This is a genomic window from Actinoplanes octamycinicus, from assembly GCF_014205225.1.
GTDB lineage: Bacteria > Actinomycetota > Actinomycetes > Mycobacteriales > Micromonosporaceae > Actinoplanes > Actinoplanes octamycinicus.
This window is the reverse complement of sequence record NZ_JACHNB010000001.1, coordinates 2,595,696-2,609,361: the sequence shown is the minus strand read 5'-3', so window position 1 is coordinate 2,609,361 and position 13,666 is coordinate 2,595,696. Positions and strand designations below refer to the sequence as shown.

Sequence of the window (13,666 nt, the reverse complement as noted above, 5' to 3'; positions counted from 1 at the left end):
TTCCTACCCCGGCACGCTGACCGCGGTCAAACTCATCGAGGAATCGGCCGGCAGATCCAGCCGGCTCGGCGCGACGCCGGCCGCGACCAGATGCGAGCCGAGCGCGGCCACCATCGCCCCGTTGTCGGTGCACAGCTGGGGGCGGGGCACCCGTACCGAAATGCCGTGTTTTGCGGCACGCTCCTCGGCGAGCACCCGCAACCGCGAGTTGGCCGCCACCCCACCGCCGATGACCAGTGTGGACACGCCGTTGCTCCGGCAGGCGTCGATCGCCTTGGCGGTGAGCACATCGCAGACCGCCTCCTGGAAGCTGGCCGAGACGTCGGCCACCGGCACCGGCTCACCGGCCCGCTCGCGCGCCTCCACCCAGCGGGCCACCGCGGTCTTCAGCCCGGAGAAGGAGAAGTCGAAGCGGTGCGCGGCCTGGTCCTTGGGCGCGGTCAGGCCGCGCGGGAAGGCGATCGAGGCCGGGTCACCGTCGCGGGCCGACCGGTCGATGATCGGGCCGCCCGGGAAGCCCAGCCCGAGCAGCCGGGCCACCTTGTCGAAGGCCTCGCCGGCCGCGTCGTCGATGGTCGCGCCGAGCGGGGTCACCCCCGCGGTCAGGTCGTCGACCAGCAGCAGCGACGAGTGCCCGCCGGAGACCAGCATGGCGATCGCCGGCTCGGGCAGCGGCCCGTGCTCCAGAGTGTCCACCGCGACGTGCGCGGCCAGATGGTTCACCCCGTAGATCGGCTTCTCCGCGGCGAGCGCGTAACCCTTGGCCGCGGCCACCCCGACCAGCAGCGCGCCGGCCAGGCCGGGACCGCTGGTCACCGCGATCGCGTCGACGTCGGCCAGGGTGACGCCGGCCTGGTCGAGAGCCCGCTGCATGGTCGGGACCAGCGCCTCCAGGTGCGCCCGGCTGGCCACCTCGGGCACCACCCCGCCGAACCGGGCATGCTGCTCCACACTGGACGCCAGCGCGTCGGCGAGCAGGGTGTGCCCGCGCACGATCCCGATGCCGGTCTCGTCGCAGGAGGTCTCGATCCCGAGGACCAGCGGCTCGTCCTTCGTGCCGCGTTTCGGGGAGTCGTCACGCATCTCGCATCATCACCAGGGCGTCCGTGTTGCTCGGTTGGTAGTAGCCGCGCCGGATGCCGACCGGCTCGAAATCGTAGGTGGCGTACAGCTTCTGCGCCGGATGGTTGTCGACCGCCACCTCGAGCAGCATCCGGCCGACCCGGTTCCGCTCCGCCTCGGCCAGCAGATTTTCCAGCAGGGCGCGGCCGATGCCGAGCCGCTGGGCGTCCCGCCGGACCGCGATGTTCTGCACCCAGGACTCCTCGCGGTCCACGATGGAGAGCCCGGCATAACCCACCACCGCGTCACCTTCGAGGGCGACCACGTAGTGGTTGCGCTGGGCCAGCTCGTTCCAGAACATCGCCGCCGACCACTTCTCGGCGCCGAACAGATCCTCCTCCAGCGGGAGCACCTCGGCGATGTGCCACCAGCGGAACCGCTCGATCCTCACGTCAGTACCGGCTTGCGGCCGGCCGGCTCGACGGCGTCCGGACGACGCAGATAGAGCGGCGTGAGGATCTCGCCCGGGGCCCCGGCCCGGATCCGGTCGGCGGCGATCGCCACCAGCGCGGCGCCGGGCGGGTAGAGCAGGTGCTCCTCGACCGGCACACCGAAGACGTCACCGTATTTCAGCGCACCCTCACCGGCCGCCTTGTCTGCATTCACCACTACATCGGCCGGCTTCGCAACATCAGGACCGGTTTGCCGTACGCCGTCCGCATACGTCGCGTGATACACCTCGCGCCGCCGCGCGTCCGTGGCGATCAGCACCCGTCCCGGACCGGCCGCCCGCCCCAGCGCGTCCAGCGAGCACACCCCGTAGGCCGGGATGCCCAGCGCCTGACCCATGCCGGCCGCCGTGGCCAGTCCCACCCGCAGGCCGGTGAACGGCCCCGGGCCCAGGCCGGCCACGATCGCGGTCAGGTCGCGGGGCCGGACGCCGGCCTCGGCGAGCACCGCCGCGATCTCCGGCGCCAGTTTCTCGCCGTGCGCGCGGGGGTCGACGGTGCGGCTTTCCGCCACCCCGAACAGGCCGTCGGCGGTGACCTCGACGAGCGCCGCGGTCGAGGCCGGCGTGGCGGTGTCCAGAGCTAGAACGAGCACGCCTGAAACCTTAGCGTCCGCCCGGCGCCGACCAGCCGAACCTCTCGCCCGCTCCCCCGGCGCCGCCACACCCGGGCCGCGTTCGCCCGCTCCCCGGACGCCGCCACACCGCAGCCGCGTCCGTTCGCCGGACGCCGCCACACCGGGGCCGGATCCGCCCGCCTGCGCGGATCCGGCTCGCCGCGGCCGCGTCCCCCGCGGCCCCGCCGCCTCAGGCCGCCGGGCGGGGATCCCAGTTGATCACCGGGCGGCCGCCGTCCGCGAGCGCCTTGTTGGCCGCGCTGAACGGCCGCGACCCGAGGAAACCGGCCGGGTTCATCGGGCTCGGGTGACCGGCCTCGATCACCGCGTGCACCGGGTTGGTGACCAGGACCGCCTTCTTCTTCGCGTAGTTGCCCCAGAGCAGGAAGACGACCCGCTCGTCCCGCTCGTTCAGCGCGCGGATGGTGGCGTCGGTGAACGTCTCCCAGCCCTTGTTGGCGTGCGAGGCGGCCTTGCCGGCCCGGACCGTGAGCACCGCGTTGAGCAGCAGCACACCCTGCTCCGCCCAGCCGGTCAGGTTCCCGCTCTTGGGCGGCGCGATGTTGACGTCCTCGGAGAGCTCCTTGAACACGTTGCGCAGCGACGGCGGCACCCGGACGCCGTCCCGCACGCTGAAGCTCAGGCCGTGCGCCTGACCGGCCCCGTGATAGGGGTCCTGGCCGAGGATCAGCACCCGGGTCTGCTCCGGCGAGCACAGCCGGTACGCCGAGAACAGGTCCTCCACCGGCGGGTAGACGGTGTGCTCGGCGTACTCCGCGGCGACGAACTCACCCAGCTCGGCCGTCGCCTTCGCGTCCAGGAAGGGGGCCAGCTCGGCGCGCCACGGCGCGGGAAGCAGCTCGGTCAGGTTCACATTGTCTCCAGTCGTCGGGCCCAGTCGCCGCCGTGCGGCACCAGTTCGATCACTCGGGTGTCGTCGTCCAGCCGGTCGATGCGGACCAGCAGATACTCGTCGTTCAGCTGCTCGACCAGACCGGCGCCCCACTCCACCACGGTGACCGCCTCCTCGGCGGCGGCGTCCAGGTCCAGGTCGTCGATCTCGGCGCGCGGGTCGGGGCGGTCGCCCAGCCGGTACGCGTCGGCGTGCACCAGCGGCACCGGCCCGCGGTGCACCCGGGCGATCACGAAGGTCGGCGAGGTGATCGGCCCCTGCACGCCCAGCCCGGCGCCGATGCCCTGCACCAGCGCGGTCTTGCCAGCCCCCAGCGGGCCGGTGAGCAGCACCAGGTCGCCGGGGCGCAGCACGGCGGCGAGCCGGCGGCCGAAGGCCTGGGTCTGCTCGACGGTGGTCAGCTTCACGAGATCTTCTCCAGGAACGGGATCAGGGCCGCGTTGACCTCGTCGGCTTTCTCCAGCATCACCACGTGACCACTGTTCGCCACCTTGAGCAGCTCGGCCTGGGGCAGCTGCTGGATGATCTCCTCGGAGTGGGTCACCGGGGTCAGATAGTCCCGGTCGCCGACGACCACCAGCACCGGCACCCCGCGCAGCGCGCTGAGCGCGGGCAGCCGGCTGTGCCGGTAGAGCGTGTTCAGGTATTTGGTGAGGGTCTCCACCGAGGTCTTCGAGTTCATGCTCTCCACGAAGGTGACCAGCGACGGGCTGGGTTTCGCCTCGCCGAAGCCGTACCGCCGGGTGAGCAGCCAGGCCAGGTCGGAGGAGGCCACCCGGGCCCGGTCGATGGTGCCGCCGCCGAGCTTGGCCGCTTTGTCCCAGAGCGGGAAGAACGGCGCGCTGACCCGGGCCACCACGTTCGTCACGCCGAGGGTGGCCTTGTCGAACAGGCCGGCCGAGGTGGACATCAGCACCACGCCGGTCACCCGGTTGCCGAACCACTCCCGGAACTGCTCGGCGAACGCCATGATGGTCATGCCACCCATCGAGTGCCCGACCAGGATGATGTGCCCCTCCGGCACGGTCGCGTCGAGCACCGCGGCCAGCGACCGGCCGAGCGCGGCGATGTCGTAGGTCCCGGACTGCAGCTTCGACGAGCGGCCGTGACCCGGCTGGTCGTAGAAGACCAGGCGGTGCTCGCCCAGCTCGGCGAGCGCCTTGCGCTGGAAGTAGAAGGTGCCCATGTCGAGCGCGAAACCGTGCACGAAGACGATCGTCGGCTTGCCGCCCGCGACCTCGCCGGACCGGCCGGCGGCCGCCGCATCCGATTTCCCGGCCTTTTTCCGGCCGAGCCATCTCCGGGCCGCTGACGACCCCGGCGATGCCGACGCCGGCGGCGACGCGGGAGAGGGTGGCCGCACCCGCGGGTTGACGATCTCGACGTGCAGGTCGGTGCCGTCCGCCGCGGTGACCGTCAGCTCCTCGTCGAACGGCTGGTCGCCGAACGGCTCGTCCACATAGGGATCGCCGGGCTTGTTGACCGAGCGGCGGACCAGCACCCGCTCGACGGCGAACGCGGTGGCCAGCCCGGCCGCCGCCACACCGACCACGGCGCCGGCGATCCCGGCCCGCTTGGCCGCCCTGGACCGGCTCATGCCCGCGCTCCCGCCGGCCGCCGGCGCACCAGCCCGCTCACGCACCCTCCCCGGTGTAGACCCGCGGCACCCGGCTGCTGCCGAACCGGGTGACGATCTCGTAGTTGATCGTGCCGGTGGCGGCCGCCCAGTCGTCGGCGGTCGGCCCGCCGTCGTCGCCCGGGCCGAACAGGGTGGCCACGTCGCCGGGCAGCACCGGGGCGTCGCCCACGTCGACCACCACCTGGTCCATGCAGACCCGGCCGGCGATCCGGGCGGTGACGTCGCCGATCCGCACCGGGCCGGCGCTGGACGCGTGCCGGGGCACCCCGTCGCCGTAGCCCAGCGGCACCACGGCCAGGGTGGTCTCGGCGGCGGTGTGATAGGTCAACCCGTACGAAACGCCCTGCCCCGCGGGCACCCGCTTGGTCATGGTGACCCGGGCCCGGGCGGTCATCGCCGGCCGCAGGCCGAAGGTCCGCCCGGCGATCGGCGACAGCCCGTAGGCCGCGATGCCGACCCGGACCAGGTCGAAGTGCGCGTCCGGCCGGGTCAGGGTGGCCGCCGAGTTGGCGATGTGCCGATATCTCGGGGCCAGGCCGAACTGCCCGGCGAGGGCCAGGCCGTCGGTGAAGGCGGCGAGCTGCCGGTCGATCGACTCGTGGCCGGGCTCGTCGGCGCAGGCGAAGTGGCTCCACACCCCGACGATCTCGGCGTCGCCACCGGCCTGCGCCTTGGCCGCCGCCTCGAACAGGGCCGGCCACTCGGCCGGCACCGCGCCGCCCCGGGACAGCCCGGTGTCCAGCTTGAGGTGCACCCGGGCCGGCTGCCCGGCCCGCCGCGCGGCGGTGACCAGCTCGTCGAGCAGGGCCGGGGTGGCGGCGCTGAGATCGACGCCGGCCGCGATCGCCTCGTGCAGCGGCAGGCCGGGCGCGATCAGCCAGGCCAGCACCCGCGCCTCGATCCCGGCCCGGCGCAGCTCCAGCGCCTCGTCCAAGGTGGCCACGCCGAGCCAGGTCGCGCCGCCGGCCACCGCGGCCCGCGCGGACCGGACCATGCCGTGCCCATAACCGTCCGCCTTGACCGCGACCAGCACCTCGGCGGAGGTGCCGGCGCGCAGGGTCGCGACGTTGTCCCGGATGGCGTCCAGATCGACGCGGACTTCGGCCTGCCACATGCCATCCACCCTACTGAGGGGTATGACAATTCCCCGGTTCAGCCCAGCAGATCGGCCAGCGCCGGGCGCACCGCGGCGGCCACGTCCGGCGCGGTGACCGGCCCGTCCAGCGCCGCCCGCCGCCCGGCCAGCCCGTGCACGTAGGCCGCCGCCACCGCCGCCCGGACCGGCGGCAGCCCGGCCGCGAGCAGCGACCCGAGCAGCCCGGCCAGCACGTCGCCGCTGCCCGCGGTGGCCAGCGCCGGGGAGCCGGTGGGGTTCGCCCAGAAGTCGCCGCCGGGTGTCGCCACGATCGTCCGGTCGCCCTTGAGCAGCACCACCGCGTTGGTCCAGGCGGCCAGCTTGGCGGCCGCGGCCATCCGGTCGGCGCCCGGCGCCTCGCCGGCCAGCCGCTTGAACTCGCCGTCGTGCGGGGTCAGCACCAGCGGCGCGTCCCGGCGCAGATCCTCGGCGTGCTCGCCGCCGACCAGCATGGTGATCGCGTCCGCGTCCAGCAGCACCGGCAGCGCGGTGGCCAGCACGCTGCGCAACTCGGTCCGGGCCTGGTCGCCGGTGCCCAGCCCGGAGCCGCAGACCCAGGCCTGCACCCGGCCGGCGTCGGCCACCCGGGGCGCGGTCACCACCGACGGGTGGGCGTGCACCACCTCCCGGTGGGCGCTGCCCGCGTAGCGCACCATCCCGGTCGGGCCGGCCAGCGCGCCGGCGGTGGAGAGCAGGGCCGCGCCCGGGTAGGTCGCCGAGCCGGTGGCCAGCCCGACCACGCCGCGGGAGTACTTGTCCGAGGTCGCGCCCGGGACCGGCCACCAGGCCGCGATGTCGGCGGCCTCGGCCACCCGGACCGCCGGGTCGGCGACCAGCGCCGGGCCGAGCCCGATGTCGACCAGCTCGACCTGCCCGCACCGGGGCGCCGCCGGGCCGACCAGGTGCGCCGGTTTCAGGCAGCCGAAGGTCACCGTGACGTCCGCGGTGACCGCCTCGCCGGGCACGTCGCCGGTGTCCACCCGCACCCCGCTGGGCACGTCGACGGCGACCACGACGGCCCGCTCGCCGGTCCGGCCGCGCAGCTCGCCCAGGGACCGCACGATCGCCGCGGCGGGCGGGCGCAGGCCGCCGGACGCGCCGATCCCGACGATCCCGTCCAGCACCAGGTCGGCCCGGGTGGGCAGGTCGGTGGTGGTGAACCCGCCGGCCCGGCGCAGCGCGGCGAGCCCGGCCAGGTGCACCCGCTCCGGGGTGAGCAGCAGCGCCCGCACCTGCGCGCCGCGGGTGGCCAGCGCGGCGCCGGCGTAGAGCGTGTCCCCGCCGTTGTCGCCGCTGCCGACCAGCAGCAGCACCCGGGCCCCGTAGACCCCGCCGGTGTCGCCGAGCAGCAGCGCGCAGCGCCGGGCCAGGCCGGCCGCGGCCCGCTGCATCAGCGCGCCCTCGGGCAGCGTGGCCATCAGCGTCTTCTCCGCCGCCCGTACGTCGGCCACCCGCCATGCCTGCCGCATCTCTCCCCCTTCGGCGTTACTGCTCGGCGACCACCATCGCGGACGCGATCCCGCCGTCGTGGGACAGCGACAGGTGCCATCGATTGATCCCGCGCTCGGACGCGGCGGCGGCGACCGTACCGGAGACGGTCAACCAGGGGCGGCCGTCCGGGTCGGTGACGATCTCGCAGTCGTGCCAGCGCAGCCCGACCGGCGCGCCGAGCGCCTTGGCCACCGCCTCCTTCGCGGCGAACCGGGCGGCCAGCGACTCGGGCGACCGCGGGTTGCCCGAGCCGGTCAGGCGCTCGGCCTCGGTGAACAGCCGGTCCCCGAGCAGCGGGGTCCGGTCCAGCGCGCGGGCGAAGCGGTCCACCAGGACGACGTCGATGCCGACAGACACGATCACAACGGACACCCTAGCCCGAGCCGGAGAGCCTGTGGACGGGCCGCGAGCGTTGTCCACAGGGCGGTCACGGGCCGCTCCGATCCGGCCTACCGTGGCGCTCCCGTCCCCCGGAGCGCAGGAGGCTGCCGCCATGAATCCCGATCTCGACGTCGATGCCGTGGAGTTGCGACGCGCCGCCTCGGCCCTGCTCGGGACGGCATCCCGGGTGCGGGCGTCGGTGGCCTCGGCGCCACCGCCCGTGCCCGGTCCACGCTGGGCGTCGTGCGACGCCGCGGCCTCCGCCGCGGACGCGGCCGGGCAGGGCCTGCTCGCGGCCGGCGCGGATCTCACGGCCGCGGCGGATCAGATCGAGACGACCCTCTCGGCGTACGCCGCCGCCGACCACCGCGCCGCCACCCGCCTGCGGGCCGTGCGATGACCGTCCTCCCCGCCCGGGTCACCTACACCCGGCTCCGGGCCACCGACCCGGCCCGCTGGTCCGCCGCCGCCCTCGCCTGGCGGCGCTGGGCCGCGCTGCTCGGCGTGCTCGCCGGTGAGTTCGGCCCGCTGGCGGCGAAGGTGCGGGCCGCCTGGTCGGGCGCCGCCGCCGAGGCCGCGGCCGCCCGGCTCGGCACGGTCCGCCGCCGGCTGGTGCTGGTCCGGCTGCTCTGCTGGCGGGCCGACCAGATCCTCAGCGAGTTCGCCGCGGCGCTGACCCGGGCCCGGGCCCTGCTCGACCGGGCCCGGGCCACCGCGCGGGCGACCGGCCTGACCATCGACGACGCCGGCCGGGTCGCGCCCGGTCCGGCGGCCGCCGAGCTGGCCACCGCGCTGCACGTGGCCGGCACCGCCGACCAGGGCGCCGCGGCCCGGCTGGCCGAGCTGGCCGTCACCCCGGCCGCGCCGGACGGCCCGGACCGGCCGGACTGCACCGCGACGCCCGCGCGGGTGCGGCAGTGGTGGGCCGGGCTGTCCCCGGCCCAACGGATGTGGCTGCTGGCCACCGAGCCAGGCGCGGTGGCCGGGCTGGACGGGGTTCCGGTGGCCGACCGCGACCTGGCCAACCGGCTGCTGCTGGCCGACCGGCGGGACCGCCTGCGGCACGCGGCCGCCGCCCCGGACGCGGGCACGCTGCGCGGGCTGGACCGGCTCGCCGACCGGCTGGCCGACGAGCGCGGTCCCCGGGCGTACCTGATCGGGTTGGACGTCTCCGGCGACGGCCGGGCGGTGGTCGCCCTCGGCGACCCGGACCGGGCGGCGAACGTGCTGACCCACGTGCCCGGGATGACCGCGGACCTGGCCGGGCTGGGCGGTGAGCTGACCCGGGCCGAGCGGGTCGCGGCGCGGGCCGGCGAGCTGGGGCCGGAGGCGGCGACCAGCTCGGTGCTGTGGCTGGACTACGACGCGCCGGACTTCCTGCACGAGGCGTGGTCGGCGCGGCAGGCCGAGGCCGGCGCGAGCGGGCTGCGGCGCTTCCAGGAGGGGCTGCGGGCCACCCACGAGGGCCCGGCGGCGCGGCAGACCGTGCTCGGGCACAGCTACGGGTCGCTGGTGGTGGGCAAGGCAGCAACCGGGGCGCTGGACGCGGATCGGGTGGTCTTCGTCGGCTCGCCCGGCGTCGGCGTGGACTCGGTGCGGCAGCTCGGCGTCCCGGCCGACCGGGTGTTCGCCTCGACGTCGCTCAGCGATCCGATCCAGCACCTCGCGGTCAACCCGGTCCGGGTGCCGCGGCCGCCGCTCATGCCGACCGAGAAGCTGTGGTTCGGGCACGACCCGAGCGATCCGGCGTTCGGCGCGCGGGTCTTCGGCTCCCAGTGGGACGGCGGCCACCTGGGTTACTGGGAGCCGGGCCGGCCGGCCCTGGACGCCCTCGCCCGGATCACGCTGGGCGGGACGCCATGAGGGCCGGCTCCCGGTGGTTCGTCCTACTCGACGGTGACCGACTTGGCCAGGTTCCGCGGCTGGTCCACGTCGTTGCCGCGGGCGGCGGCGATCTCGCAGGCCAGGATCTGCAGCGGCACCGTGGTCATCAGCGGGGCCAGCAGGGTCGGCGTCGGCGGCACGGTGATCAGGTGGTCGGCGAAGGCGGCGACGCCCTCGTCACCCTCCTCGGCGATCACGATGGTCCGGGCGCCCCGGGCGCGGACCTCCTGGATGTTGGAGACCACCTTGTCGCGCATCACGCCGCGGCCGGCCGGCGACGGCACGATGCAGACCACCGGGGTGCCCTGGTCGATCAGCGAGATCGGGCCGTGCTTGAGCTCGCCGGCCGCGAAGCCCTCGGCGTGCATGTAGGCGAGCTCCTTGAGCTTGAGCGCGCCCTCCAGGGCCACCGGGAACCCGACGTGCCGGCCGATGAACAGCAGCGTGGACGCGGTCCGCAGGTCCCGGGCCAGCGCCCGGACCTCCTCCATCCCGTCCAGCAGGGTGCGCAGGCTGTCCGGGGTGGCCTGCAGCTTCTCCACCACGGCGGCCACCTCGTCGGCGTACATCACGCCGCGGATCTGGGCCAGGTGCAGGCCGATCAGGTAGCAGGCGACCAGCTGGGTGAGGAAGGCCTTGGTGGAGGCGACCGCGATCTCCGGGCCGCCGTGGGTGTAAAGGACCGCGTCCGACTCGCGCGGGATGGTGGAGCCGTTGGTGTTGCAGATGGCCAGCACCCGGGCCTTCTGCTCCTTGGCGTGGCGGAGCGCCATCAGGGTGTCCATGGTCTCGCCGGACTGGCTGATCACGATCACCAGGGTGGACCGGTCCAGGATCGGGTCGCGGTAGCGGAACTCGCTGGCCAGCTCGACCTCGCAGGGGATCCGCACCCAGTGCTCGATGGCGTACTTGGCGACCATCCCGGCGTGGTACGACGTGCCGCAGGCCACGATGAACACCTTGTCCACGTCCCGCAGGTCCTGGTCGGTGAGCCGGACCTCGTCGAGGATGATCTCGCCGCGGTCGCTCAGCCGGCCGAGCAGGGTGTCCGCGATCGCCTGCGGCTGCTCGGCGATCTCCTTGAGCATGAAGTACTCGTAGCCACCCTTCTCGGCGGCGGACAGGTCCCAGTCGACGTGGAACTCCTGGCCGGCCGCCGGGGCGCCGTCGAAGTCGGTGATCTCGATCCCCGCCGGGGTGATCAGGACGACCTGGTCCTGGCCCAGCTCGACCGCTTCCCGGGTGTGCTCGATGAACGCGGAGACGTCGCTGGCCAGGAAGTTCTCCCCGTTGCCGCGGCCCACCACGAGCGGCGAGTTGCGCCGGGCGGCGACCACCGCGTCGGGCACCTCGACGTCCACGGCGAGCAGCGTGAAGGCGCCCTCCAGCCGGCGCACCACGCGCCGCATGCCCTCGGCGAGCAGCGCCGGGCCGCTCTCCGCGCCGGCCTCGCGCAGCGCCCGCATCTCGGCGGCGAGCAGGTGCGCCGCGCACTCGGTGTCGGTGTCGCTGCGGAACTCGACGCCGTCGGCCTCCAGCTCGGCGCGCAGCCGGGCGAAGTTCTCGATGATGCCGTTGTGGATGACGGCGACCCGGCCGTCGGCGGAGAGATGCGGGTGCGCGTTGCGGTCGGTCGGCCCGCCGTGCGTGGCCCACCGGGTGTGCCCGATGCCGGTGCTGCCCGCGGCGATCCCGTCGGCGGTGCGCTCGGCCAGGGCCTTCTCCAGGTTGGCCAGCTTGCCGGCCCGCTTCTCGGTGCGAACGACGTCATTGTCGATGACGGCGACGCCCGCGGAGTCGTACCCGCGGTACTCCAGCCGGCGAAGACCATCGAGGACGATGCTCAGGGCCGGACGATTGCCTACGTAACCCACGATCCCACACATGCCGGGCAGCGTAGCCGACTTTCGCTCAAACGTCATGCGCGAGAAGCACCGTTACGAGCATCGTACGTGATCGGAAACATAGACCCGCTAGTGGGCCGCTCCCGCTCGGGTGCGGGGTTGGCGTACCGTCGGCAATCGGTCACCGGGAGGGAAAGATGAGCGATCACCGCGAGCCACCACGGCCGCCGGAGTTCAGCCCGGGCTACGCCCCGCTGCCGCCCCACGAGCCACCCCCGGAGTACCCGCCCACCTCGGCGTTCCCGCCGGTCGGCTACCCGCCGCAGGACCCCTACCAGCAGGCGCCCCCGCCCGGCTACCCGCCGCGGGACGCCTATCAGCAGGGGCCACCGCCCGGCTACCCGCCGCAGTCGCCGTTCCCGCAGGCGCCGCCGCCCGGCTATCCGGGCGCCTATCCGCCCGCGCCGGCGCCGCGCCGCAGCAACACCCCGCTGATCGCCCTGATCCTGGCGGTCGGCCTGCTGCTCTGCGGCGGCGTGGTGACCACCAGCGTGCTGCTCGTCCAGCGCGCCGCCGACAAGGCGAAAGAGGCGGCCGCGAAGATCCCGGACGCACTGCCGACCGTGGTCCCCACCACCCTGCCGAGTGACGTCCCGGCGGTGCCCGGCCTCACCGACGGCAAGCCGGTCACCGTGAAGTACGAGGTGACCGGTAGCGGTCCGGCCACGATTCTCTACGCCGAGAAGCTGGGCGACCTGCCCAAGACGATCAAACAGACGAAACTGCCGTGGAAGATGACGCTCTCCATGGAGGGTGCGGCGTTCGCCTCGGTGACCGGGATCCGCGAGTCGCTGGAGGACGGCAGCATCAGCTGCAAGGTCACCGTCGACGGCGCGACCGTCGCCGAGCAGACCAAGAGCGGCCCGGCCGCCACCGCCACCTGCAACAAGCTGATCTTCAACTGAGGCCGGGACCGGCCGGAGAACCGGCCCGGAGACCGACCCGAGACTGACCGAGGAGCCAGGTGAGCACGGACCCGCTGGTCGCACGGATGCGCCCGTTCGGTACCACGATCTTCACCGAGATGTCCGCGCTCGCGCTCCGCACCGGCGCGGTCAATCTCGGACAGGGCTTCCCGGACACCGACGGCCCGGCCGCGATGCTGGCCGCCGCCGCCGAGGCGCTGCGCGGCGGGGCCAACCAGTACCCGCCGCTGGCCGGCATCCCGGCGCTGCGGCACGCGATCGTCGCGCACGAGCAGCGGTTCTGGGGCCTGGCCCGGGACCCGGACACCGAGGTGGCGGTCACCGCCGGCGCCACCGAGGCGATCGCGGCGGCCATCCTGGCGCTCTGCGAGCGGGACGACGAGGTGGTCTGCTTCGAGCCGTACTACGACTCCTACGCGGCCTCGATCACCCTGGCCGGCGCGGTCCGGCGGCCGGTCACGCTGCGGCCGGGCCCGGACGGGCGGTACGGGTTCGACGAGGCGGAGCTGCGCGCCGCGTTCGGGCCGCGGACCCGGCTGGTGCTGCTGAACACCCCGCACAACCCGACCGGCAAGGTGTTCACCCCGGCCGAGCTGGCGCTGATCGCCGAGCTGTGCCAGGAGCACGACACCTACGCGGTCACCGACGAGGTCTACGAGCACCTGGTCTTCGAGGGCACGCACACCCCGCTGGCCGGCCTGCCCGGCATGCGGGAGCGCACGCTGCGGATCTCGTCGGCCGGCAAGACCTTCTCCTGCACCGGGTGGAAGGTCGGCTGGGCCACCGGACCGGCCCGGCTGGTGTCCGCGCTGCTCCGGGTCAAGCAGTTCCTGACCTTCGTGAACGCGTCGCCGCTGCAGCCCGCCGTGGCGGTCGCCCTGGGCCTCCCGGACGAGTACTTCACCGGCTTCGCCGCCGCCCTCAGGGCCAACCGGGACCGCCTGGTGACCGGCCTGACCGCGGCCGGATTCGACGTCCTGCACGCCGAGGGGACGTACTTCGTCACCGCCGACATCCGGCCGCTGGGCGGGACCGACGGCGTCGCGTTCTGCCGCGAGCTGCCCGGCCGGGGCGGCGTGGTCGCGGTGCCGACCCAGGTCTTCTACGACCACCAGGACGCGGGCCGGCACCTGATCCGCTTCGCGTTCTGCAAGCGCCCCGAGGTGATCGACGAAGCCGTCGACCGCCTCAAGGCGCTCACCTAGC

At 74.3% G+C, this 13,666-nt stretch carries 14 protein-coding genes; 4 read left to right on the top strand and 10 right to left on the bottom strand.

Annotated features, from left to right (window positions below):
• Positions 1-3 precede the first annotated feature (3 nt).
• From tsaD to BJY16_RS11795, 9 genes are all read right to left on the bottom strand, one after another.
• A complete protein-coding gene (gene tsaD, locus BJY16_RS11835; RefSeq protein WP_185039507.1) occupies positions 4-1,083 on the bottom strand; it encodes a tRNA (adenosine(37)-N6)-threonylcarbamoyltransferase complex transferase subunit TsaD in 1,080 nt (359 codons plus the stop codon).
• Positions 1,076-1,513, bottom strand: a complete 438-nt coding sequence (rimI, locus tag BJY16_RS11830) for a ribosomal protein S18-alanine N-acetyltransferase (protein ID WP_185039506.1) — start codon at positions 1,511-1,513, stop codon at positions 1,076-1,078. The genes tsaD and rimI overlap by 8 nt, the downstream gene beginning before the upstream one ends.
• Positions 1,510-2,166, bottom strand: a complete 657-nt coding sequence (gene tsaB, locus BJY16_RS11825) for a tRNA (adenosine(37)-N6)-threonylcarbamoyltransferase complex dimerization subunit type 1 TsaB (RefSeq protein ID WP_185039505.1) — start codon at positions 2,164-2,166, stop codon at positions 1,510-1,512. Before tsaB ends, rimI begins: the two co-directional genes overlap by 4 nt.
• Positions 2,167-2,377: 211 nt before the next feature.
• Positions 2,378-3,061 (bottom strand): uracil-DNA glycosylase, encoded by a 684-nt coding sequence (gene ung, locus BJY16_RS11820; RefSeq protein WP_185039504.1) that lies wholly within the window; start codon positions 3,059-3,061, stop codon positions 2,378-2,380.
• Positions 3,058-3,507, bottom strand: a complete 450-nt coding sequence (gene tsaE, locus BJY16_RS11815) for a tRNA (adenosine(37)-N6)-threonylcarbamoyltransferase complex ATPase subunit type 1 TsaE (RefSeq protein ID WP_185039503.1) — start codon at positions 3,505-3,507, stop codon at positions 3,058-3,060. The genes ung and tsaE overlap by 4 nt, the downstream gene beginning before the upstream one ends.
• Positions 3,504-4,697 (bottom strand): alpha/beta fold hydrolase, encoded by a 1,194-nt coding sequence (locus BJY16_RS11810; protein ID WP_185039502.1) that lies wholly within the window; start codon positions 4,695-4,697, stop codon positions 3,504-3,506. Before BJY16_RS11810 ends, tsaE begins: the two co-directional genes overlap by 4 nt.
• A gap of 37 nt (positions 4,698-4,734) precedes the next feature.
• On the bottom strand, positions 4,735-5,853 hold the full coding sequence (gene alr, locus BJY16_RS11805) for an alanine racemase (RefSeq protein ID WP_185039501.1): 1,119 nt from the start codon (positions 5,851-5,853) through the stop codon (positions 4,735-4,737).
• Between the two features lie 38 nt (positions 5,854-5,891).
• Positions 5,892-7,343 carry an NAD(P)H-hydrate dehydratase gene (locus tag BJY16_RS11800; RefSeq protein WP_185039500.1) on the bottom strand — a complete coding sequence of 484 codons (1,452 nt, stop codon included), beginning with the start codon at positions 7,341-7,343 and terminating at the stop codon, positions 5,892-5,894.
• A 16-nt stretch (positions 7,344-7,359) separates the two neighbouring features.
• A complete protein-coding gene (locus BJY16_RS11795) occupies positions 7,360-7,728 on the bottom strand; it encodes a holo-ACP synthase (protein ID WP_014687812.1) in 369 nt (122 codons plus the stop codon).
• A 130-nt stretch (positions 7,729-7,858) separates the two neighbouring features.
• On the opposite strand from BJY16_RS11795, the gene BJY16_RS11790 reads away from it, so the two are divergent.
• Together BJY16_RS11790 and BJY16_RS11785 are read left to right on the top strand one after the other, a co-directional pair.
• A complete protein-coding gene (locus BJY16_RS11790) occupies positions 7,859-8,146 on the top strand; it encodes a hypothetical protein (protein WP_185039499.1) in 288 nt (95 codons plus the stop codon).
• A complete protein-coding gene (locus BJY16_RS11785; RefSeq protein ID WP_185039498.1) occupies positions 8,143-9,609 on the top strand; it encodes an alpha/beta hydrolase in 1,467 nt (488 codons plus the stop codon). Before BJY16_RS11790 ends, BJY16_RS11785 begins: the two co-directional genes overlap by 4 nt.
• Before the next feature lie 23 nt (positions 9,610-9,632).
• Here the strand turns inward: BJY16_RS11785 and glmS are convergent, their stop codons facing one another.
• A complete protein-coding gene (gene glmS / locus BJY16_RS11780) occupies positions 9,633-11,516 on the bottom strand; it encodes a glutamine--fructose-6-phosphate transaminase (isomerizing) (protein ID WP_185039497.1) in 1,884 nt (627 codons plus the stop codon).
• Between the two features lie 155 nt (positions 11,517-11,671).
• Between glmS and BJY16_RS11775 the strand changes: the two genes are divergently transcribed.
• The gene (locus tag BJY16_RS11775) at positions 11,672-12,439 is read left to right on the top strand and encodes an MmpS family transport accessory protein (RefSeq protein WP_185039496.1); all 768 of its coding nucleotides are present in this window, start codon (positions 11,672-11,674) and stop codon (positions 12,437-12,439) included.
• A gap of 59 nt (positions 12,440-12,498) precedes the next feature.
• On the top strand, positions 12,499-13,665 hold the full coding sequence (locus BJY16_RS11770; RefSeq protein ID WP_185039495.1) for a pyridoxal phosphate-dependent aminotransferase: 1,167 nt from the start codon (positions 12,499-12,501) through the stop codon (positions 13,663-13,665).
• Position 13,666: the final 1 nt, after the last annotated feature.

Coding starts and splice junctions, on each gene's coding strand:
- BJY16_RS11790 (WP_185039499.1), top strand. CDS start 7,859: ATGAATCCCGATCTCGACGTCGATGCCGTGGAGTTGCGACGCGCCGCC.
- glmS (WP_185039497.1), bottom strand. CDS start 11,516: ATGTGTGGGATCGTGGGTTACGTAGGCAATCGTCCGGCCCTGAGCATC.
- alr (WP_185039501.1), bottom strand. CDS start 5,853: ATGTGGCAGGCCGAAGTCCGCGTCGATCTGGACGCCATCCGGGACAAC.
- tsaD (WP_185039507.1), bottom strand. CDS start 1,083: ATGCGTGACGACTCCCCGAAACGCGGCACGAAGGACGAGCCGCTGGTC.
- BJY16_RS11775 (WP_185039496.1), top strand. CDS start 11,672: ATGAGCGATCACCGCGAGCCACCACGGCCGCCGGAGTTCAGCCCGGGC.
- BJY16_RS11810 (WP_185039502.1), bottom strand. CDS start 4,697: ATGAGCCGGTCCAGGGCGGCCAAGCGGGCCGGGATCGCCGGCGCCGTG.
- BJY16_RS11785 (WP_185039498.1), top strand. CDS start 8,143: ATGACCGTCCTCCCCGCCCGGGTCACCTACACCCGGCTCCGGGCCACC.
- BJY16_RS11800 (WP_185039500.1), bottom strand. CDS start 7,343: ATGCGGCAGGCATGGCGGGTGGCCGACGTACGGGCGGCGGAGAAGACG.